Here is a 21,768-nt window from a genome sequence, read left to right on the forward strand (position 1 = left end):
CCATCGCACCCCAACTCCACACCCCGACCGCGGCTCGCAGACCGTGTGGACTTGCGGCACCCACCGCGCTATTCAGTCACATGACGACCACAACTCCACAAGATCGGCGCTCAACGAGGCGGCCGGCAGATCACGGGTTGAAGTAGGGGTCCTCGGTCAGCCGGCGGAACGCGCGGAACGCCGCCCGGTCGCCGGTGAGCTGGAACTGCTGCTTCGGCCCGTTACCCTCCGGATCGGACTCGAAGTAGACGACCGCCTTGATCTGGCGGTTCGCCTTGAACGTCCGCTCGGCGTCCCGCAGCCAGGCGGCCCGCCCGTCCGATCCCCACGCCTTCGCCACCCCGAACTCCCCGATGATGATCGGTTTGGGGCGTTCGGCCGCCCAGCGCAGGAACGGCTCCATCAACGTGCCGATCGGCTGGAACACGTTGCCGGCGTAGACGTCGACGCAGGTCCAGTCGACCTGGTCGTCGCCCGGATAGAAGTCCGGCGCGTCGCCCCGGATGAAGCCCTCCGCGGTGGGACACCACACCCACGACACGTTGGTGGCGCGTTCCGCCGCGAAGATGGCCCGGACGTGCTTCCAGGCGGCGATGTAGTCGGCGCCGGACCACATGGTTGCGCGCAGGTTGGGCCGGTCCATCTCCCAGCGCATCCGCAGCAGCACCGGCTCCCGGACCTTCCGGATGGCGCGGGCCTGCTGGCGGATGAGCCGGTCGTGCTCGCCGGTGGTGATCGACCGGTTGTCGCCGGTGGCCCAGCTGATCATCAGGTTCGCGTCCTGGTCGAGGAACTCCCGGTCGCTCTCGGTGCCGACCATCTGGTCGAAGCGGCGGTACGTGTTGACGATGTCGAGCCGCCGGCCCAGGTCCTGTTCCAGCGTGTCGACGGCTTCCAGGCGCCCGGCGTGGGTGAGCTCCGCCGGCTTGATCCACGCGCCCAGGTAGGCGCCCTCGGCCGGCGGTGCGAACGGGCCGGCGTCGAACGGGCCGGACTGGACCGCGATGCCGACCGGCGCACGGGTCAGGTCGGGCGACGGGGTGGGCTCCGGCTCCGGCTTGTCCGGCCCGGTGCAGCCGGCCAGCACCAGCACCGCGATCAACGACACCGACGCCCACGGGGGGAGAGCGCGCACGGTCATCTACCCCCGGGTACGGCGGGCCGTGTAGAGGACGTTGACCGCGTACGAGTCCGCACCCGGCAACCGCCGCGCCGCCGCGTCCGCCGCCCGGGCCAGCGGGTTGCCGTGCAGCGACGGCGTCAGCATGGAGAAGCCGCGCCGCTCGGTCACCTCGAACCCGTGCCGGCCCAGCAACTCCGCCACCTGCTCGTGGGACAGCTCGGCGAACCAGCGTTCCCCGGCGTGCCGGCGGGCCCGCAGGTGCCGCACCGAGCTGGCGTTGCCGTGGTTCTCCACCACCAGCACGCCGGCATCGGCGGTCGGCAGCGCCTTGGCGGCGAACGCCAGCGCCCGGTCCCGGACCGTGTCGTCGACGTTGAGCAGCAGCCGGAACATGGTGACCACGACGGGCCGGCCGGCGTCCACCGGGTCCGGCACCGGGCCGTCCACCGCGACCTGGTGCCAGGCGGCCTGCGAACCCACCTCGGCGGCCTTCGCCATCATCTCGGCCGAGGTGTCGTACCCGTGCGCCTCGCGGACCAGCCCGTGCAGCGTCCGGATGGCCCGCCCGGTCCCGCAGGCGAAGTCGTGGTGCACCGGCCGGCGGTCGCCGAACTCACCTGCGACCAGGGCCCGCAGGTACTCCTGCTGCCGTTCGTTGATCCGGGTGGCGTAGCTGTCCGGCGCGTACGTGACGTGCTCGTACTTGTCGACCGCCCCGGCGTCCTGGAACACCTTGGTGTAGTCGGTCATGCTGTCCTCCTCTTTCGGGTGAAGGCGTCCAGCGCGAGGGGGCCGCGGCACAGCCACGCCCCCGCGCAGAAGGTGAGCGTGGCGAGGCCGAGCGCCACGGACAGGGCCGCGGCGGACGTGCCGGCCACCGCGGTGACCGCTCGCGGCAGGACGCCGAAGCAGCACACCGACAGCAGCGCCGCGGTCAGCGTGCCGGCGCCGAACGGGTGCAGGCGCGCCGCCCGGCCGACCTGGATCAGCGGCAGCAGGTTGTTCACGACCAGCGCGCCGGCCAGGCCGGTGGCGGCACCCAGCGCGCCGTGCCGCGGGATCAGCACCACGTCCAGGGTGACCGCGACGGCGAGCGCGACCAGCACGTTGACCAGGTTCCACGAGGTGCGGCCGGCCATCGCCAGCACCATGTCGACCATGCCGCAGCCGGTGGCGAACAGCATCGCGGCGGCGAGCACCACGACGACCGGCACGCCGGTGACGTACCCGGCGCCGAACAGGCTCAGGTAGACCGGGGCGAACAGCACCACGAGCAGCAGCAGCGGCCAGGTGACCAGCACCAGCCAGCCGGTCGCGGTCTGGTAGAGGTGGTTCGCGGCGCGCCGGTCGCCGACCGCCAGCGCCTCGGCGAGCCGCGGCTGCACCGACTGGGACACGCCCTGGTTGGCGAACTGCACGAGCACGACGAACCGGCCGGCGACCGCGTAGACCGCGGCCGGTGCCAGCCCGCCGAGCACGGCCACCAGGAGGACGTCGACGCGCTGCAACGCGAGCTGGGCGACGCTGGCCACGGCCCGCGGCCCGGTGAACCGCCAGAAGTCGCGGCGCAGCCCGGCGCGTTCCCGCCGGCGGGTGCGCACGGCGTCCGGCCGGCCCGCGCGGTACGTCCGCCGCAGCGCGTACGCCGCGAGCACGGTGACCGGCAGGTACGGCGCCGCCCACGCCAGCGCGAACCAGGGCAGCGAGGCGGCCGTCCACAGCGTCCCGACGCCGACCGCACCCACCAGCAGCAACTGCAGCGCGCTGCGGAGAATCCGGTCGTACACCACGGTCGGGCGCATGGCCCGGTAGCCGCGGGTGGCGGTGAGCAGCGCGTCGGTCAGCGCCTGCAGCGGCAGGAACACCGCCAGCATCCGCAGCCCGGCGGTGTGCCCGGCCACCACGTGCGGCGAGTCCGCGGCGGTGAGCCGGGCGATCGCCGGGGCACCCACCCACATCGCCACCGCCAGCACCGCGGCCAGCACCGCGACCGGCACCAGGCCGGTACGCAGGCACGTGCCGAGCAGGTGTTCGCGGCCGGTGGCGCGGAGCCGGGCCGGCCAGTACACCAGCGACGTCTGAGTGCCGAGCTTGGCGACGCCGCCGATCAGCACGAACGCCGCGGTGGCCGCGAAGAACGCGCCGGCCTCCTCGGGCCCGAGTACCCGGGCGACCACCCAGGTCACCACCACGCCGGTGGCACCGGCCAGGGCCGACCCGGCCATTCCGGCCAGGCCGCCCCGGGCCACCCCGCGGGTGCCGGTTCCGGTGCCCGGCGCGGTGGTTGCGGTCACGCGGTACGCCAGGCCGGCGGCTGCCCGAGCCACATCGCGAGCGCCTCGTCGTGCGGGGCGTAGTGCGCGGTGAGTTCGCGGCGGATGCCCGGGTCCATGTCGGCCGGGCGGGGCCGGGCGTTGTGCCGCTCGAACGGCGGCTTCGCCAGGTCGGTGGGCAGGCCGAGGAACTCGAGCACCTCGTCGTACACCGGTTCGGGGTCGGCGAAGAACCGCTCGCTCTCCACCACGTGGATGCGTTCCCGGCCGACGTGCTGGGCCATCACGCTGAGGTAGCGGGCGTACTCGCCGCGGGCCCGGTAGGCGTGGTGCTGGTGGCCGAAGCTGTAGTACGCCGGGTCCTGGGCGAGCCGTTCCTCCTGCCGGTGCAGCCGGGCCCGTTCCAGCGCCAGCGCGTTGCCGAAGTCCCGTTCCTGCTCGAAGCCGCGGGCCACCTCGTGCGCGTGCTGCGAGTACGCCCGCTCGACCGGGTCGCGGACCAGCACCACCAGCTTCGCGCCGGGCAGATCCTGGGCGATCCGGGCGGCCGCCTGCGGGTGGTACATGTAGTACGGGCTGGACTCGAACGTCTGCGCCGGTACGCCGTACCGCTGCTTGATCTTGTCTCCGCTGCGCTGCAGCGGGAAGTGCCCGCGGTACCACGACATGCCGTGCCGGTACGACGTGTCGAAGTAGTGCACGCCCTTGTGCAGCACCGCCTTCAGCACCACCGGGTGCGCGGCCAGCGCCCGGTAGAGCGAGGTGGTGCCGCAGCGCTGCCCGCCGCAGATCAGGAACGACGGGATCATCCGCGCGGGTGCGGTGATCCGGCCGTACGACCGGGAACCGAGGTGCACCACCCGCTTGACCGGGGTGGGCACGTTGCGAACGTCCACTGCTACAGCTCCTCAACCCTGCGGATCAGCACCGGCAGCAGCCAGGTGCCGAGTACGCCGAGACGGGCCCCCGCCTCGGCCTGACGGTCGGTCAGGTACCGCGCCGCCAGGTCCACCAGGTAGAGCAGCGCGGTGAGTTCCCGGGCGCCGGCGTCGACCCCGAACGGCGCGAGCAGCTCGCCGGCCTTCCGGACGGTGGACTCCACGGCGCCCGCGGCGTCGCCGGTCGACTGGATCCGCCGCTGCAGGTCGTGGTGCACGGCGTCGAAGCCGACCGGCACCCCGGTGGCGAACCGTTCCCAGTCCCAGACCAGCAGCGCGTCGGCCAGGTTGGCCATGTTCCAGGGCGCCCAGTCGCCGTGCCAGGCGCCGTACCGCAGCGTGGTCCGCCCGGCGTGGGTGGCCAGCAGTTCCGCGGCGGACAGCAGTTGCGCGCCTTCCGGCCGGTCCTGCACCGCGGCGAGCCGGCCGCGCAGCTCGTGCCAGTACGTGCTGCCGGCGAGCGTGCCGGTGGAGTACCCGCAGCAGCCGGCGATGTCCAGCATCGCGGCGGTGAGCCGACGCGGGGCCAGCGGCGCCCGGGGCAGCCAGACCGGCAGCGCCGACTGGACCAGGATCTGCGAGCCGCGCCACTGCCCGCCGTGCAGCACGGTCGGCACGGTCAGCTTGGTCAGGCCCGACTTGCCGAGCGCCACCAGCGCGTTCGTCTCCGCCTTGACCAGCCGCTGGGTGAGCGGCCCGGTGCCCATCTTGCCGAACCCGAACGTCTCGCCGTCCGGGCTGATCAGCTGCAGCACCGGCTTGCGGTTGGCCCGGGCCGGCCCGATGTGCACGCTCACCGCCAGGTCCCGGCCGAGCGCGGTGCGCAGGTAGCCGTCGATGCTCTCGCCGATCGGACCGGTGACCCGGATCCGGTCGCGCAGCAGCACGCTGGACGCGCCGGTGCGCAGCGCGGCCACCACGGCGTCCCGCTTGAGCCGGGCGGCCCGGGACTGCGGCTCGGCGTAGCGGCGTACCGCGGCGGCGGCGACCTTGCGCGACCCGGACGGCACCAGCAGCCGCGGCCGGCGGGCGTCCGGCACCACCAGGTATTCGGCGATCCGCTCCCCCGGGCTGCCGTCCACCGCGCACGGCGCCGGGTAGAGCAGTTCCAGTACCTCGGCCAGGTACTGGGTCCGCAGGGCGGCGTCGCCGACGGTGAGCGCCGCGGGCGCGGTCCTCACTGGACTCATGCTTCTGCTTCCCCCTCCAGTTGGTTGCGCCAGAGCAGCGCGTAGGCCAGGACCATGAAGGCCAGAGGGGTGGCCAGCGAGTTGTACCAGAGCATCGCGGAGAACGAGGTGAGCAGGGCGGCGCTGCCCGCGATGCCGATCGCGCTGCGGTCGCGGCGGAACCGCCACAGGCCGTACGCGAAGAAGCCGAGGTAACCGACGGTGCCGACGGCGCCGTGCGCGTAGATGAGCTGCCACAGCTGGCCGTTGCCGCCGACCGTGAAGTTGCCGCAGCGCTCGCAGTTCGCGCTCTCGCCGACGGTGATCGAGTTGCGGCCGCCGATCGTGGTCCGGGTGGAGCCGTACCCGATCACCGGGGACGCGGCCGCGCCGTCCAGGGCCCGTTCGACCAGGAACGAGCGCACGCCGTTGGACTTGCCGTTGTCGAGCCGGGCGTCGACCACGTCGCCGAGCGGGCTGGCGGTCAGCGCGAGCACCAGTCCGGCGGTGGCGGCACCGAGCAGGACCAGGATCCAGATCTTGCCGAGCAGGACGTAGCGCAGCGCGACGTACGCCACCAGCACGCCGACGCCGATCCACAGGCCGCGGTTCAGCGACACCACCGCGGGCACCACCGAGACGGCGAGGCACAGCACGGCGAACACCCGGGCGCTCAGCTTCCGCGAGGTCCAGGCCGCCACCACCAGCCAGCCGGCCAGCAGGCAGAAGTTGTTGCCCCAGGTGTTGGTGTAGCCCCACGGCGCGGCCGGGCGGGGTTTGTCACCGCCGACGATGTCCATGATCTGGGCGGCGTAGGGGTGCACCAGGGACTGCACGAAACCCTTGTTGCGTACGCCGTCCGGCAGCAGCCACTCGACCGGCGAGGTGAACTCGAACCGCCCGGCGACCATGCCCAGCAGCCCGCCGGCCACGGTGATCACGAAGAGCCAGCCGAGCAGCTTCACCAGCCGCCGCCGGGGCAGTTCCGCCTCGGTCAGGTTGCCGGCGTAGAGCAGCAGCACGGTCAGCGCCAGGTACATGACGAGCCGGTAGACCACCGCGAGCAGGCGGTCGGTGGCGTGCTCGGCGACCGTACCCGCCGGGTCCGCGCCGAGCGCCGCGATGCTGATCACCACGGCCGCCAGGAACAGCGCCCACCAGCCGAAGCCGGGCGGCAGCCGCAGCGCGCGGCCGGCCGCCCGACGGCGGACCAGCAGCACCAGCATGGGCGCGGCCAGGATCGGGAAGATGAGGACACCCAGGCCGAGCGCCCACCACAGCGGGTAGAGGGCGAGCAGGCTCGCCACCGGCCAGGCCGGGAGCGCTACCGGTCTGGCGGGCGCCTCGGCATGGGCGGGACCGGCGGTACGGCCGATCGCCGCTCCGCCGGAGGCGAGCAGGGTCACCGCTCGTCGCTCTTGCCGTCGACGCTTTCGGTGTGGGTCGCCGGGCTCAGTTCGATCACCGCGGTGGCGTCGTCACCGTCGCCCTGCCGGGGCCGGACCGGGGACGGGAGGGGCCGGGCGCCCGGCTTGCCGGGCAGCCGTAACGGCTGGGTGCGGTCCGCGTCCAGGATCGCGGTCTCGTCCGGTGCCGGACCGCCTCCGCCGCCCGGGGACGACGACGGTGGCGGCGGGAGCGACACCACCGGCCCGTTCGCCTCGTCGGTACGCAGGCCGGACAGCCGCGGCAGCACCACCGCGCCGAGCAGCGGGGTGCCCACCCGGCGCAGCTGCTCGGCCGCGTCCAGCAGAGCGGGGCGGCGGGCCCGGCGCAGTTCGACCGCGAGGATCGCCGCGTCGGCGAGGCTGGCCAGACTCTGCGCGTCCGCGCTGCTGCTGGTCGACGGCGCCTCGATGACGATGTATCCGGACTGCCGGCGCAGCGCCTCCAGGGTGTCCCGGAGCCGCTGCGACTGCATCAGCCCGGCCGCGGTGGCCGCGCCGCCGGTGGTGATCACCCGGAGCGAGGGGATGCGCGGCGTGCGCTGCAGGACCTTGGCCAGCCCGGTCCGCCCGGCAAGCAGGTCGGACAGGCCGGGCATGGCGGAGACGCCGAGCATCCGGGCCAGCGGCGCCGCGTCCACCACGCTGTCCGGCAGGTGCGCGCCGATCAGCACCACGTCGCTGCCGGTCCGGGCCAGCGCGGTGGCCAGGTTCGCGGCGACCAGGGTGGACGCCGAACCGCGGCTGGCGCCGGTCACCACGATGATCTGGTCGCCCTTGGCCAGGCTGGCGAGCACCTCGTTGCGGAGCCGGTTGAACACCCGGCCGCCCGGGCCGTACGGCTGCAGCACGTCGTCGAAGTGCGGCGTGGTCCGCTCGTCGAGCGCGGCGAGCACCGGGATGCGGGCCCGCTCCCGGACGTCCGCGGCGGTGCGCAGCCGGCGGTCCAGCCGCTCCCGGGCGTACGCCAGCAGCAGCCCGAACAACAGGCCCAGCATCGCCCCGGTGGCCAGGTTGAGCGGCGCGTTCGGGCTGGTGGGCGCGTCCGGGACGCGGGCGTCGCTGATGATGCTGCCGGCCGCGATGGTGGTCGTGGTGAGCTCGTTGAGCCGCCCGGTCAGGTTGTTCAGCTGGTTCTGCGAGTTGCTCCGCAGGCTCTCCAGGTTGCTGCGCTCGGAGCTGCCCGGCTGGGTCCGGGCGAGCCGGGCGTTGATCCCAGTCAGATTCGTGGTGAGCTGCCTGACCTTGAGGCTCAGCGACTTGATCTGCGCGTCCAGACCGGACCGTGCGGTCTCCTCGCGGTTACGCAGGTACGCCTCGGCGAACGCGTGCGAGCCGCGCTGGGCACCGTCCGGCGTGTCGGCCTGGTAAGTGATCATCAGGACCGTGGTGTTCGCCGGCACCTCGACCGAGACGTTGCGGGCCAGTTCGGTCGGCGGCTCGGTGGACCGGAGCAGCGCGGCGGCCTTGGCGGCGACCGCACCGGAGCCCACCAGCTGGGCCTCGGTGTCCAGGTTGATCGCGCCCTTGGTGCGTCCGCCGGACTGGTTGTTGTCCTGGTCCACGGCCTGGACCAGCACCGACGCCGACGACTCGTAGACCTTCGGCACCGCACTGGTGACGACGGCGCCGAGCCCGAGGCCGAGGCCGGTGGCCGCGAGCACGACCCACCAGTGCCGGCGCAACATGCCGACGTAGTGCGAGAGGTCGGCGGACACCGGGCGAGTCGCATCCATCGGTTCGGCGGCCCTTTCGCGTGAGGAGTGAGTTGAGGCATTCGAGCGTTTCGCCCCCAGGGGTAAACGGCCTGGATGCCGGTACGTAACTCCTCCACACGGTCTTTCCCCGGTGCTCAGGTCAACTTGGGCTCGACCCAGCCGTTCTCCACCAGGTACGCCAGCACCACGTCGATGGCGTCCGGCACCGACATGGACGTGGTGTCCAGCACCAGTTCCGCGTCCGTGGGCACCTCGTACGGGTCGTCGATCCCGGTCATGCCGCGCAGCTGCCCGGCCCGCGCACGGGCGTACAGGCCCTTGCGGTCGCGCTGCTCGCACACCTCCAGCGGGGTGGCCACGTGCACCAGCACGAAGCCGGCGCCGGCCTCGACGGCCAGCCGGCGCACCTCGGCCCGGGCGTGCGCGTACGGCGCGATCGGGCAGGCTACGGCCATCCCGTGGTGCCGGGCCACCTCGGCGGCCACCCAGCCGATCCGGCGCACGTTGCGGTCCCGGTCGGCCTTGCTGAAGCCGAGCCCGGCGGAGAGTTCGCGGCGCACCACGTCGCCGTCGAGCAGCGTGATGGTGCGCTCGCCGGTCTCCCGCAGAGTGTCCGCGAGTCCCCGGGCGACGGTCGACTTGCCGGAGCCGGAGAAGCCGGTGAAGAACACCACCAGGCCGCGGTACCGGCGCGGCGGCCGGACCCGGGCGAGTTCCTTGGCGACGGCCGGCGGGGTGTGCCACTCGGGCAGCGGGAAGCCGCGGTCCAGCAGATCGTCGATCTCGGCGGGGGCCATCGGCAGGCGCCGGTTGCGCGGCGGGATGTCCTCGCGCCAGCGCCACTGCCCGTCCCGGTTGTCGTAGGCCAGCTCGCGCGGCACCAGCACCCGCAGCCCGCCGCCGGAGAGCATGTCGCCGGTGGACAGCACGTGCGTGACGCCGTACGCCAGGGCCACCCGGGCGCGCAGCAACGCGTCGCGCATCTCGTCGCCGCGCGGCATCAGCGGCACCGCCACGATGGTGGCCGGGGGCATCCGGTCGCGGGCCGCGAAGACGGACCGGACCAGCGCCTCGGGCGGCAGGCCGTCCGGGCCGGGCCCGGTCACCGGGATGAAGATGAGCAGGTGCGCGGCGAGCGTACGGGCGGCGTGCGCGATCTGCGCCAGCTGCGGGCGGTGCAGCGGACGGTCGGCGATCACGCCGAGCACCCGGCCCGGCGGCAGCAGCGCCTTGACCTCTTCGGGCGTGCGCCGCAGCCGCTGGAACGGCCCGTGCCCGCCGTCGCCCATCCGGCGCACCGGCCCGCCGATGCCGTAGAGACCGTCGCTGGTCGGCCAGGTGTCGGTGACCTCGATGGACGCGACCGGGGCGCCCTCCGGGTCGGTCAGGATCACGGTCCGCTTCAGCGGGTCGTCGAGCACCAGCCGGGCGGCCATCTCGGCGGGAATCTCGCAGGTGACCGCGACCGGCCAGGGCGTGCCGTCGTGCAGGCGGCCGCGGCGGCGGAGCGCGAGCAGGTCGGCCCGGCCGAGGAAACCGGTCAGCGGGGCGTACGCGCCGGAGAGCAGCAGTTCGAGGTCCGCCAGCTCGTGCGGGCGTGGCGTGTACGACGGCGCGTCACGCAGCACGTCCTCGGGCAGCATCGAACCGTTCACCGTGTAATCCCCCTGCAGCCGACTGGAGGACAGTTTGACAGTCTGCTCGGCCAATGGTCGAGACGGGCTCCGGTCGGGGTTGCCGGTCAGCGAGAGGGCGAGCGGGCCGGCGGCGACACGCGCCGCAGCGACGCCGGTGGCGAGGGCGTGGGCCCCCGGGAGCCGGACCGGGAGCCGAGGTCCCACTGCATGGTGGCCGCGGATATCCGCGCCAACGCCTCCCGCTTCCACGAGTTCTCGAGGGTCTTGGTCAGCCCGGCGTCCGCCGCCACCCGGACGTTCTCCGACGGTTGCGCGACCGACCAGCTGTCCCGGGCCCACTGCTCCGGGGTGACCACCCGCATCGGCGCGCCGTTGTTCGGATTCTGGCCGGCCACACCGCGCAGCTGACGGTAGGCGTCGTAGAACGCGTGCGCGGCGAGTTCGCCGGTGAGCGAGATGCGCCACGCGCTGGCCGGGTTCGCCTTCTCCGCGAGCCGGGAGCCGGGCTGGATGCCGGTCGGCAGGAACCGGCCCTGCGCCACGTCCTCGGGTCGCACGACGGCCTTGCCCTCGACCATGTCCTGCTGGGCCAGGGCGAAGTACCGGTCGATCATGTTCTTCGCGGCGAGCCCCATGACCTGCTGACCCGGGCCGCCGGGCCGGACCTGGAAGGCCCAGATGTCGATCTTCGGCATCGGGATCAGGGCGTCGTCGTTGTCCAGGTCGTAGGGATTGCCGCCCTGGTCCATAGCGGAGTAGAGGACGGCGTCCTCGCGAGCGTCGATCATGGGGAACGTGAGGTCACCGCCCCGCAGGCCGTCCGCGCCCGGCGACGGCCGCACCGACAGGTCGGTGATGACGTCCCCGGTGCGGGCGCCGACCAGGAAGACGGCCATGTCCTTGACCGACACCTCGCCGTGCGCCCGCATCTCGTACGTCCAGATGTCGCGCAACGTCTGCCCGGTGTAGCCGGAATCCCGCGGCAGCACCCGGGCCAGATCGTCGGCCGCGGCCATCAGGTCGCGCACCGCGAAGCCGGCCTGGTTCGCCATGGCGGAGACACCCGGCATCCGCGGGCCGTCGGCCGGATGGATCCACAGCTCGCGGGGACGGCCGGGCGACGCCGCGGCCATCTCGCGCAGACGTTCCGCGGTGTAGGCCGGCAGGTCGCCGCCGATCCAGACCGTTGCCGTCGTCATGGTCTCCCCCACCCTCCGGCGACGCGCCGGTCGACCCTACGACGCAGCGGAACGGCCTCCGGTTCATGGTCGGGGTAGTCGACAAAACGTACTTTAGGTTTAATACTTCGCAATTGTGACACGATCTGCGCGACGCTCCCCGCTGCTGCACGCCGCGACCGTGACCACGGCGTTCGTGCTGTCCCTGGTGACCACGCTCGCCTGGGCCTGGACCGGCGGCGTGGACCAGCTCGGCCTGACCGTCGGCTCCGGCGATCCCACCGTGCAGGGACCGGCGCTACCCGGACCGGAGCCGGTCGGCACCCGACCCGAACCCGGCGTACCCCTGCGGCCGCAACGACCGCACCCCGTCGCCCCGGCCGCGCCCGGCCGCACCGCCGCACCCGCCACACCGGCCGCGCCGGCGGCGGCGTCCACCACCGCCACGGTCACCGCCCGCGGCGGGCCGCGCCCGTCCACCGCGCCCACCGGCGGCCCCTGCCGCACCGGCGTGAAGCTCGTGCCCACCTGCGGCATCCTGTGGGGCGTGGCGCCCGGCGCGTTCACCGACCGGCGCGGCGCCGACGCCCTGGCGAGGTTCGAGAAGAAGACCGGCCGGCATCAGAACGTCTTCCACGCCTACCACCGGGGCACGAACCAGATCTTCCCCACCAAGACGGAGATCGCCATCGCCCGGCAGAAGGGCCGCGAGCGGATCCTGCTGCTGAACTGGAAGCCGGCCGGGGCGTCCTGGGCCGAGATCGCCCGCGGCGACGCCAAGACCGACGCGTTCCTGGACCGGCTCGCCGCCCACCTCAAGCGGAACTATCCCGAGGACTTCTTCCTGGCGGTGCACCACGAGGGCGAGGACAACGTCCGGCAACGGAAGGGCTCCGGCTACACCGCCGCCGACTACGCCGCGATGTTCCGGTACGTGATCAAGCGGCTCCGGTCCCGCGGCGCGGACAACGTGGTCAGCGTGCTCATCCACATGGCGTACGTGCCGCACACCACGAAAAGCTGGTTCCACGACATGTACCCCGGCGACGACGTGGTCGACTGGATCGGCTTCGACACCTACGCCTACAGCGACCCCGGATACGGCCACGGCGACTTCGCCGAACTGCTCAACCGGCGCGCGAAGAGCAAGCCGGCGTGGCCCGGCTTCTACAACTGGGCCGTCCGACGGCACCCGGACAAGCCGCTGATGGTCGCCGAGTGGGGCGTGTGGTCGTCGAAGCGCAACCCCGGCCACAAACCCGACTTCTACCGCGAGGTGGGCCGGCAGCTGCCGCGCTTCCCGAACCTCCGCGCCCTGGTCTACTTCGACACCCCGCACAACCAGGACGGCCGGGACTCACGGGTGGACGCCACCGGGGAATCACTGCGGGCGTACCGCCGGCTCGGCAGCCTGCCGGTCTTCCGGGTCCGGGTCGACCGCGACGTTTCCTGAGAGCACGCTGAGAGAACTCGGGGGCGGATCGGGGTTGTTCCCGATCCGCTTGCGTGCCTGGAGTTCCTACGCTGTGCCGGTGAGCCTCATCGTTACTGACGCGCTGACCAAGACCTACGGCGGGCGGGTGACCGCGCTGTCCGACCTCACGGTCACCGTCGAGCCCGGCGTCATCGGTCTGGTCGGCGCCAACGGCGCCGGCAAGTCCACCTTTATCAAGATCATGCTGGGTCTGCTCGCGCCGTCCAGCGGCAGCGTGCGGGTCTTCGACATCGATCCCACCGTCAACCCGGACCAGGTACGCGCCCGGGTCGGCTACATGCCCGAGCACGACAGCCTGCCACCGGACGTCTCGGCCGCCGAGTTCGTCACCCACCTGGGCCGGATCAGCGGACTGCCGCGCACCGCGGCCCGGGAGCGCGCGTCCGAGGCGCTGCGCCACGTCGGCCTCTACGAGGAGCGGTACCGGCAGATCGGCGGCTACTCCACCGGCATGAAGCAGCGGGTCAAGCTGGCCCAGGCGCTCGTGCACGACCCCGACCTGCTGCTGCTGGACGAGCCCACCAACGGGCTGGACCCGGCCGGCCGGGACGCCATGCTGGCGCTGATCCACCGGATCGGCACCGAGTTCGGCATCTCCGTGGTGGTCTGCTCGCATCTGCTCGGCGAGGTCGAGCGAATCTGCGACTCGCTCATCGCGATCGAGGGCGGCCGGCTGCTGCGCGCCGACCGGATCTCCGAGATGACCGCGGCGTCCGACGTGCTCGCGGTGGAGGTCAGCGAGGGTACGGACGCCCTCGCGGAGGCGCTCACCAAACTCGGGCTTACCGTGGCGCGCGAGGACCGGCTGCTGCTCGTGCCGCTGGAGTCCGACGCCGCCTACGACCGCATCCTGCAGGCCGTCGCGGATCTGGAACTGCCGCTGCACCGCCTTGACCAGCGACGGCACCACGTCGCGGAGCTCTTCGCCACGAAGGAGACGGCCGATGTCTGAGGCCAGCGTCATCCATGACATCGGGTACCAGCGGTACACCGGGCCGCGGCTCGGCCGGCTGCAGGTGCTGACCGCGATGTACGTGCACGGGCTGCGCGCCGCGTTCGGCTTCGGCCGGTCCGCGAAGGCGAAGATCTTTCCCTGGATGGTGGCCGGCATCGTGCTGCTGGTCGCCGTGATCCTGGCCGCGGTCCGGGCCCAGGCCGGCATCGTGGCACTCAACTACGTGCAGTTCGCCGACGCGATGAGCTGGCTGGTCATCCTGTTCGTCGCGATCGTGGCGCCCGAACTGGTGTCCCGGGACATGCGGTCCGGGGTGCTGCCGCTGTACTTCAGCCGGCCGCTGCGCGCCGCCGACTACGTGTGGGCCAAGTTCGCCGCGCTGGTCACCGGCGTCTGGCTGCTCCTCGGCGTACCCCAATTGATCATGTTTCTCGGCGCGGCCTTCACCACCAAGACCGGCATGCGCGGGGTCTGGAACGAGGTCGGCGACCTGCTCCCGGCGTGGGCGTACAGCGTGCTCTGGGCCGTGGTCTTCGCGGCCATCGGGCTGCTCATCGCGTCGCTCACCGGCAAGCGGGCATTCGCGGCCGGCGGCATCGTCGCGGTGTTCCTGATGACCACCCCGGTGGTCGGTGTCCTCTCCATCCTGCCGTCCACCGACGCGCAGCAGCTCTCCGGGCTGGCCAGCCCCATGACGCTGGTCGCCGGCGTCGGCACCTGGCTGATCCCGGCCAGCAACATCGGCCTCGACCTGGGCCGCTTCGGCGTGGTCTACCTGATCGAGGCGCTCGCCCTGATCGCCACCTGCCTGCTGCTCCTGCTCGCCCGATACCGGAAGGTGGCTTCGCTGTGAGCACGGTGGAAATGCAGAACGTCTCCCGCTGGTACGGCAACGTGGTCGCGGTCAACGACATCACCATGCGCCTGGAGCCGGGCGTCACCGGCCTGCTCGGCCCGAACGGCGCCGGCAAGACCACGGTGCTGCACATGATGGCCGGCTTCCTCAACCCGTCCAAGGGCACGGTCACCCTCGACGACAAGCCGACCTGGCGCAACCCGGAGGTGTACCGCCACCTCGGCCTGGTCAACGAACGCGAGGCGGTGCACGGCTTCCTCACCGCCGAGGAGTTCGTGGTGGCCAACGCGAAGATGCACAAGCTGCCGGACCCGAAGGCGGCGGCCGCCCGGGCGCTGGACCTGGTCGAAATGACCGAGGCGAAGGACCGCCGGATCGGCACGTACTCCAAGGGCATGCGGCAGCGCACCCGGGTGGCCGCCGCGCTGGTGCACAACCCGCGGGTGCTGCTGCTGGACGAGCCGTTCAACGGCATGGACCCGCGCCAGCGGATGCACATGATGACGCTGCTGCACTCGCTCGGCGAACGCGGCCACACCATCCTGTTCTCCTCGCACATCCTGGAGGAGGTCGAGCAGGTCTCCGGCACCGTCCAGGTGATCGTCGCGGGCCGGCTCGCCGCGTCCGGCGACTACCGGGAGATCCGCCGGCTGATGACCAACCGGCCGCACGTGTTCGCCGTGCAGTCCTCCGACGACCGGCGGCTCGCGGTGGCGCTGATCGCCGAGAAGTCGGTGAGCGGCGTGGAGATCGACGCCACCGGCCTCACCGTCCGGGCGTCGGACTACGGCAGCTTCACCCGCGCGCTGCCCCGCATCGCCCTCGGCGAGGGCATCCGGCTGCGCAAGCTGCTGCCGTCCGACGAATCCCTGGAGAGCGTCTTCTCCTACCTGCTGGAGGCATGATGTCCACGGTCGCCTACATCACCACCCGCGGCCTGTTCGGCCGCCGGCGGGCGCTGCTGCTGCTGCCGTTGCCACTGCTGCTGGTCGGGCTGGCGCTGCTCTGCCGGTCGTACGACGTGCCCGCCACCGACTGGGGCACACCGGTGCTCGTCGGCCTCGGCCTGGCCGTGGTCCTGCCGGTGATCTCCCTGATCGTCGGCACCGGCGTACTCGGTTCCGAAGTGGACGACGGCACGCTGGTGCACATCCTGACCAAGCCGATGCCCCGCCGCGACATCATCCTGGCGAAGCTCGGCGTGGCCATCGTGGTGAGCGCGGTGACCTGCGCGGTGCCGCTGTTCATCGCCGGGGCGCTGGCCGGCTCGGCGAAACTGGGCGTGGGCCTGGCGGTCGGCGCGGCGGTGGGCGCGTGCGCGTACTCCGCGTTCTTCCTGCTGCTCAGCCTGGTGACCCGGCGGCCGGTGCTGCTCGGGCTGGTCTACATCCTGGTGTGGGAGGGGCTGCTGGGCCGGTTCGTGAGCGGGACCCGGGTGCTCTCCATCGAGCAGTACGTGATCACGTTCGCCGACCGGATCTCCTCCAGCGACCTGCTGGTGGCGCGGGTGTCGCTGCCGGTCGCGGTGGTGCTGAGCGTGCTGATCACGGTCGGCTGCACGGTGGCGGCGGTGGACCGGCTCCGCTCCTTCAGCATGGCCGGCGAGACCAGCTGACCCGACGCTGGTGTTCCACTGGAGCGCTCCAGTGGAACACCAGCGTCGTTTCCCGGGGTCCAGAAGAGCACTGCCGTGCCACTGGTACACCAGCGCTGTTTTCCGGCCCCCATAACAGCGTCGGTGTACCACTGGAGCGCTCCACTGGCACACACGCCAACGTCAGCGCCGCGCCGCGGACGCCGTCAGCAGGCGCAGGGCGTACGGGGCGTCGTGACGCAGGTAGCGCGACGCCAGCCGGCCCGGCTCGGTGCCCAGCCGGTGCGCCCATTCCAGTCCGGTCCGCTGCATCCAGCGGGGCGCGCGGTCCACGTCCCCGGCGACGAAGTTGACCGCCGCGCCGCAGCCGATGAACCAGGCCCGCGGGAGTTCGTCCCGGAGCCGGGTGATCACCTTCTCCTGCTTGGGAAATCCGAGCCCGACGAAGACCAGGTCCGGCGCGGCGTCCCGGACGGCGGCGCAGAATTCGGCGTACACCTCGGGGTCGTCCTCGAAGCCCGGCTCCGGGCAGAGCGTGCCGGCGATCCGCAGGCCGGGACTCGCCCGGCCGAGGCGGACGGCCGCCCGGATCGCGCCGTTGTCCTCCTCCGGGGTCGCCGGGTTGCCGCCGATCACGAAGATGGATCGCCCGTCCCGGCCCAGCCCTTCGGACAGTGACCAGATCAGGCTGCTGCCGGCGACCCGTTCGGGCAGCGGCGTGCCGGTCAGTTTGCTGGCCCAGACCAGCGGCATGCCGTCCGCGACGATCAGGTCGGCGTCGTCGAGATAGGCGCGTACCGCGGTGTTGACCTTCGCCTGCCGCAGGATGTCGATGTTCGGGGTGACGATCCGGCCACCGCGGCCCGACGCGACGGCGTCGCGGACGATCGCCACCACTTCGGATTCGGTGATCCGGTCGAAACCGGTTCCGTCGAGGTGCACGCGGTCGAATGCCTCGATTGACAACCCAACGCCTCCTTCAGGCTTGTTCGCTCGTTATAGGAGCGAAACGAGTGAAGGCGGGACAAAGTGGCACGGGTGCTCTATCTGGGCGGATTGGGACGAAGCGGTACCACGCTCGTCGAGCGCCTCCTCGGCGAGCTGCCCTCCGTGTGCGCACTCGGCGAGCTGGTCCACCTGTGGCAGCGCGACGTCCGCGACGACGAGCGCTGCGGCTGCGGCGCGCGGTTCTCCGGCTGCTCGTTCTGGAAGCGGGTCGGTGAGCGGGCGTTCGGTGGCTGGGGCAACGTCGACGTCGACCGGGTACACGCGCTGCGCGACGCGGTGGAACGCACCCGGCACATTCCGCGGCTGGCCGCGGGACAGATGCCGATGACCGAGGTACGCGAGTACGCCAGCTACTACGCCCGGGTGTACGCCGCCGCGGCCGAGATCTCCGGCGCCCGGGTGGTGGTGGACTCGTCCAAGCACAGCGCACTCGCCCACGTCCTGCGCTGGGCGGACGACCTCGACCTGCGGGTGGTGCACGTGGTGCGGGACGCCCGCGGGGTCGCGTACTCCTGGACCAAGACCGTGTCCCGGCCGGAGACCGACGGCACCGAGGAGATGACGCGCTACTCCCCCGGCCGTTCCGCCCTGCTGTGGAACGCGCACAACGCGGCGTTCGGCCTGCTGGCCCGCCGGGGCGTCGCGGTGCGGCGGATCCAGTACGAGGAGTTCCTCACCGACCCCCGGGCCGCGCTGATCCGCCTCGCGGACTTCGCCGGACTGACCCTGACGCCGGCCGACCTGGCGTTCCTGCGACCGGAGTACGCCGATCTCTCGGTCGGGCACAGCGCCGCCGGCAACCCGATGCGCTTCACCGTCGGCCGCCTGCAGCTGCGCCGCGACGACGCCTGGGTCCGGGCCCTGCCGCCGGCCCAGCGCCGGCTGGTCGGTGCGGTGTGCGGCCCGATGCTGCGCGCCTACGGCTACCCGCTGAACCCCGCTGAAGTGTCCCAGGAGGCGTGATGAACTGGCCGTCCGTAGGCGTCGTGATCCCCACCCGCGACCGACCGGAGCTGGTCCGCAAGGCCATCGCCGCGGTACGCGAACAGTGCTACCCCGGGGAGATCAAGGTCGTCGTCGTGTACGACCAGACCGAGCCGGACTACCTGCTGGCGTCCACCGAAGGCACGCCGGTGCTGGTGCTGACGAACTGGCGGACCGCCGGGCTGGCCGGTGCGCGCAACACCGGCATCCTGGCCCTGGACACCGAACTGGTGGCGTTCTGCGACGACGACGACCTCTGGTCACCGGACAAGCTGCGCCGCCAGGTGGCCGCGCTGCTGGCCGAGCCGGACTCGGAGTTCGCCACGTGTGCGATCGAGGTGGAGTTCGAGGGCCGCACCACGCCCCGGCTCGCCGGGCACAGCCGCGTCACGATCGACGAGCTGGCCCGTTCCCGGATGGCGATGCTGCACTCGTCGTCGTTCCTGGTGCGCCGGGAGGCGTTGTTCGAGGATCGGATCGGCCTGGTCGCCGAGGACGCGCCGGGCAGTCAGAACGAGGACTGGGACCTGCTGCTCCGGGCCGCCCGCCGGGCCCCGATCGTGCACCTGGACGAGCCGCTGGTCCGGGTGTTGTGGGGCCGCTCGTCGCACTACGCCTACGAGTACGCCACCAAGATCTCGTCGCTGCGCTGGATGATGCAACGCCATCCGGAGATCAGCGGCTGCAAGCCCGGCGCCGCCCGGGTCTACGGCCAGCTGGCGTGCTGGTCCGCGGCGAGTGGCAACCGGAGCCAGGCGTGGCAGTTCAGCAAGGAGGCGGTGCGTGCCAACTGGCGGGAACCGCGGACCGCGATCGCGCTGGCCGCTATGACCGGAGCTGTCAAGGTAGAGAACGTTCTCTCGGCCCTGCACAAGCGCGGTCGGGGCATCTAGGAATGTTAGCGGTAAACATCACTCTTTTGCGCACACCTGATCACCAGGTAGTGTTCGCCTGTGTTCGAAATAGTGCGGTTGCCGCGGCGTAGTTCGGTTGTCTGCTGATGCTGGCGCAACAGCGCCAGTCGGCCATCCTGGACCGGGTCCGTGCGGCCGGCGGGGTGCGGGTCAGTGAACTCGCCGCCGAGTACGGCGTCTCCGACATGACCATCCGGCGCGACCTCGAGGCGCTCGCCGAGCGAGGGCTGCTGGCGAAGGTACACGGCGGAGCGACCACGGTCAGCCCTGGTTCGGCACACGAGCCGGGATTCGCCGCGAAGAGCGTCCGGCAGCGTGCCGAGAAGGCCGCGATGGCGATGCGGGCAGCCGCCCTGGTCTCACCCGGTGACGCCATCGCGCTCTCGGCCGGCACCACCACCGCGGGCCTCGCCCAGCGGCTGGTCGACGTGCCCTCGCTGACCGTGGTGACCAACTCGATCCCGGTCGCCGACATCTTCTACCGCGCCGGGCGCCCGGACCAGACCGTGGTCCTCACCGGCGGCACCCGCACGCCGTCGGACGCGCTGGTCGGCCCGGTGGCGGTCGCCGCGATCGGCACCCTGCACCTGGACATGCTGTTCCTCGGCGTGCACGGGATGAGCGAGCGGGCCGGCTACACCACCCCGAACCTGATGGAGGCGGACGTCAACCGCGCGCTGGTGGAGGCGGCCGAACGACTCGTCGTGTTGGCCGACCACACCAAGTGGGGCACCGTCGGCATCTCCTCGATCGTCTCCCTGGAGCGCGCCGACGTGCTCATCACCGACGACGGTTTGGAACCGGCGGCGCGGGCACTCCTGGAGGAACAGGTCTCCGAGGTGATGGTGGTGAGCGCCCAGTGACCATCGCGAGAAGGACCGCCATCCGGCTGTCGGACGGCCGCGAACTCGTCTACTTCGACGAGACCACCGGCGCCGCGCGGGACCAGGCCGACACCCGCCACCTGCCGCCACCCCCGCCCACGTCGCAGTTACGGCTGGACCCGCTGGTCGACGAGTGGGTGGCCGTGGCCGCGCACCGGCAGACCCGGACGTTCCTGCCGCCCACCAACGCCTGCCCGCTGTGCCCGTCCACGCCCGAGTTCGCCAGCGAGATCCCGGCGCCCGACTACGACGTGGTGGTGTTCGAGAACCAGTTCCCGTCGTTCTCCGACCGGGTCAAGCCGGGCGAGATCGACGAGCTGACCGAACTCGTCCCGGTCCGTCCCGGCGTCGGCCGCTGCGAGGTCGTCTGCTTCACCAGTGACCACAACACCTCGTTCGGGGCGCTGCCGCCGGCCCGGGTACGTACCGTGCTCGACGCCCTGGCCGACCGGACCACCGAGATGTCCACGCTGCCCGGGGTCGCCCAGGTGTTCCCGTTCGAGAACCGCGGCATCGAGATCGGCGTGACGCTGAGCCACCCGCACGGCCAGATCTACGCGTACCCGATGGTCCCGCCCCGGACCCGGGCCATGCTGGCCGCCGCGGTGCGGCACGCCGCCCGCTCCGGCGGGCGCAACCTCTACGCCGACGTTCTCGAGGCCGAGCGGAAGGCGCAGGTCCGGGTGGTCGGCGCAAACGAGCACTGGACCGCGTACGTGCCGGCCGCCTCCCGCTGGCCGTTCGAGGTGCAACTCGCGCCGCACCGCCAGGTCCCCGACATCCCGGCACTGAACGACGCCGAACGGGACGCGTTCGGGCCGCTGTACCTGGACGTGCTGCGCCGCTTCGACGGCCTGTTCGGCATGCCGATGCCGTACATCTCGGCGTGGCACCAGGCGGTCGTGGGCGAGGGACGCGAGCTGGGCTACCTGCACCTGCAGCTGTTCAGCATCCGGCGCGCCGCCGACAAGCTGAAGTTCCTGGCCGGCTCGGAATCCGCCATGGGCGCCTTCGTCAACGACATAGTCCCTGAAACCGCCGCCCAGCTACTCCGCGACGTCCCCTGACCCCAGCCGCCCCGCAGCGGCCCGCGCCGCCCCGCGGCTGCGCACCGCCCCGCGCGGCGTTCGTGCCGCCCCGCGCGGCGTTCGTACCGCCCCGCAGCGTTGATCTTGGACTTGTGGTGGCGACGAAAACCGCATCGCATCGACAATTCCGGCACCACGGCTCCAAGATCGACGATTTCTGGGTGCCGGGGCGCGCGGTGGACGGCAACGGGGGCGGCGCCAGTCGGGCACGGGTGTGACGACAATGGGCACCGAGCTCACCCCGATTGCAGCCCAGGTCGCGCGTGGGAAGTTGGGGCACGGAGCTCGCCACAACTCCCCGCAGCGCACAGCACCGCAGACCGCGTGGGGAGTTGGGGCACGGAGTGCACCGCAACTCCCCGCAGCGCACAGCACCGCAAACTGGGCCTGCCCCGTTTTGGCGGACATCTGAGATCAGGAGCCGTAGGGCTCCGGGAGGATGTCCAGCATCATGGAGAGCGTGGGGAAGAAACGGTCGAGGCCTCGGCGGGCGTTCACGCCGCAGTTCA

Annotated in this window: 19 protein-coding genes; 9 read left to right on the forward strand and 10 right to left on the reverse strand. The window is 72.1% G+C overall.

Annotated features, from left to right (window positions below):
* Positions 1–130: 130 nt before the first annotated feature.
* From LDL48_RS22805 to LDL48_RS22845, 9 genes are all read right to left on the reverse strand, one after another.
* Positions 131–1,135 (reverse strand): glycosyl hydrolase, encoded by a 1,005-nt coding sequence (locus tag LDL48_RS22805; protein WP_225257221.1) that lies wholly within the window; start codon positions 1,133–1,135, stop codon positions 131–133.
* Positions 1,136–1,141: 6 nt separating this feature from the next.
* Complete coding sequence (locus LDL48_RS22810; RefSeq protein ID WP_225257222.1) at positions 1,142–1,873, reverse strand: methyltransferase domain-containing protein; 732 nt, start codon at positions 1,871–1,873, stop codon at positions 1,142–1,144.
* Complete coding sequence (locus LDL48_RS22815; RefSeq protein ID WP_225257223.1) at positions 1,870–3,417, reverse strand: MATE family efflux transporter; 1,548 nt, start codon at positions 3,415–3,417, stop codon at positions 1,870–1,872. Before LDL48_RS22815 ends, LDL48_RS22810 begins: the two co-directional genes overlap by 4 nt.
* Positions 3,414–4,292, reverse strand: a complete 879-nt coding sequence (locus tag LDL48_RS22820; protein WP_225257224.1) for a sulfotransferase family protein — start codon at positions 4,290–4,292, stop codon at positions 3,414–3,416. The genes LDL48_RS22815 and LDL48_RS22820 overlap by 4 nt, the downstream gene beginning before the upstream one ends.
* Before the next feature lie 2 nt (positions 4,293–4,294).
* Entirely contained in the window at positions 4,295–5,524 is a 1,230-nt protein-coding gene (locus LDL48_RS22825) for a hypothetical protein (protein WP_225257225.1), read from the reverse strand.
* Positions 5,521–6,909: a hypothetical protein gene (locus LDL48_RS22830; protein ID WP_225257226.1), complete on the reverse strand. Its 1,389-nt coding sequence runs from the start codon at positions 6,907–6,909 to the stop codon at positions 5,521–5,523. Before LDL48_RS22830 ends, LDL48_RS22825 begins: the two co-directional genes overlap by 4 nt.
* Entirely contained in the window at positions 6,906–8,684 is a 1,779-nt protein-coding gene (locus LDL48_RS22835; RefSeq protein WP_225257227.1) for a tyrosine-protein kinase domain-containing protein, read from the reverse strand. The genes LDL48_RS22830 and LDL48_RS22835 overlap by 4 nt, the downstream gene beginning before the upstream one ends.
* A 116-nt stretch (positions 8,685–8,800) precedes the next feature.
* On the reverse strand, positions 8,801–10,309 hold the full coding sequence (cysC, locus tag LDL48_RS22840; RefSeq protein WP_225257252.1) for an adenylyl-sulfate kinase: 1,509 nt from the start codon (positions 10,307–10,309) through the stop codon (positions 8,801–8,803).
* A 98-nt stretch (positions 10,310–10,407) separates the two neighbouring features.
* A complete protein-coding gene (locus LDL48_RS22845; RefSeq protein WP_225257228.1) occupies positions 10,408–11,502 on the reverse strand; it encodes a hypothetical protein in 1,095 nt (364 codons plus the stop codon).
* A gap of 115 nt (positions 11,503–11,617) precedes the next feature.
* On the opposite strand from LDL48_RS22845, the gene LDL48_RS22850 reads away from it, so the two are divergent.
* From LDL48_RS22850 to LDL48_RS22870, 5 genes are all read left to right on the forward strand, one after another.
* Positions 11,618–12,934, forward strand: a complete 1,317-nt coding sequence (locus tag LDL48_RS22850; protein WP_225257229.1) for a glycosyl hydrolase — start codon at positions 11,618–11,620, stop codon at positions 12,932–12,934.
* A gap of 79 nt (positions 12,935–13,013) precedes the next feature.
* Positions 13,014–13,928 (forward strand): ABC transporter ATP-binding protein, encoded by a 915-nt coding sequence (locus tag LDL48_RS22855; RefSeq protein WP_225257230.1) that lies wholly within the window; start codon positions 13,014–13,016, stop codon positions 13,926–13,928.
* Positions 13,921–14,784, forward strand: coding sequence for an ABC transporter permease (locus tag LDL48_RS22860; RefSeq protein ID WP_225257231.1), 864 nt, complete (start codon positions 13,921–13,923; stop codon positions 14,782–14,784). Before LDL48_RS22855 ends, LDL48_RS22860 begins: the two co-directional genes overlap by 8 nt.
* 11 nt (positions 14,785–14,795) lie before the next feature.
* Positions 14,796–15,692, forward strand: coding sequence for an ABC transporter ATP-binding protein (locus tag LDL48_RS22865; protein ID WP_225257253.1), 897 nt, complete (start codon positions 14,796–14,798; stop codon positions 15,690–15,692).
* Positions 15,692–16,402 carry an ABC transporter permease gene (locus LDL48_RS22870; protein ID WP_225257254.1) on the forward strand — a complete coding sequence of 237 codons (711 nt, stop codon included), beginning with the start codon at positions 15,692–15,694 and terminating at the stop codon, positions 16,400–16,402. The genes LDL48_RS22865 and LDL48_RS22870 overlap by 1 nt, the downstream gene beginning before the upstream one ends.
* Positions 16,403–16,564: 162 nt before the next feature.
* On the opposite strand, the gene LDL48_RS22875 is transcribed toward LDL48_RS22870, so the two are convergent.
* Positions 16,565–17,347 (reverse strand): WecB/TagA/CpsF family glycosyltransferase, encoded by a 783-nt coding sequence (locus LDL48_RS22875; RefSeq protein ID WP_225257232.1) that lies wholly within the window; start codon positions 17,345–17,347, stop codon positions 16,565–16,567.
* A gap of 63 nt (positions 17,348–17,410) precedes the next feature.
* Here LDL48_RS22875 and LDL48_RS22880 point away from each other — a divergent pair, with 63 nt between their 5' ends.
* The 4 genes from LDL48_RS22880 to galT all read left to right on the forward strand — a co-directional run bounded on the left by LDL48_RS22880 (position 17,411) and on the right by galT (position 21,238).
* Positions 17,411–18,352: a sulfotransferase gene (locus LDL48_RS22880; protein ID WP_372472184.1), complete on the forward strand. Its 942-nt coding sequence runs from the start codon at positions 17,411–17,413 to the stop codon at positions 18,350–18,352.
* The gene (locus LDL48_RS22885) at positions 18,352–19,266 is read left to right on the forward strand and encodes a glycosyltransferase family 2 protein (RefSeq protein WP_225257234.1); all 915 of its coding nucleotides are present in this window, start codon (positions 18,352–18,354) and stop codon (positions 19,264–19,266) included. The genes LDL48_RS22880 and LDL48_RS22885 overlap by 1 nt, the downstream gene beginning before the upstream one ends.
* Before the next feature lie 107 nt (positions 19,267–19,373).
* Positions 19,374–20,150 carry a DeoR/GlpR family DNA-binding transcription regulator gene (locus tag LDL48_RS22890; RefSeq protein WP_225257235.1) on the forward strand — a complete coding sequence of 259 codons (777 nt, stop codon included), beginning with the start codon at positions 19,374–19,376 and terminating at the stop codon, positions 20,148–20,150.
* The gene (gene galT, locus LDL48_RS22895) at positions 20,147–21,238 is read left to right on the forward strand and encodes a galactose-1-phosphate uridylyltransferase (RefSeq protein WP_225257236.1); all 1,092 of its coding nucleotides are present in this window, start codon (positions 20,147–20,149) and stop codon (positions 21,236–21,238) included. Before LDL48_RS22890 ends, galT begins: the two co-directional genes overlap by 4 nt.
* The last annotated feature ends 530 nt before the right edge of the window (positions 21,239–21,768 follow it).

Source organism: Jidongwangia harbinensis (assembly GCF_020216025.1).
GTDB classification, from domain to species: Bacteria; Actinomycetota; Actinomycetes; order Mycobacteriales; family Micromonosporaceae; genus Actinoplanes; species Actinoplanes harbinensis.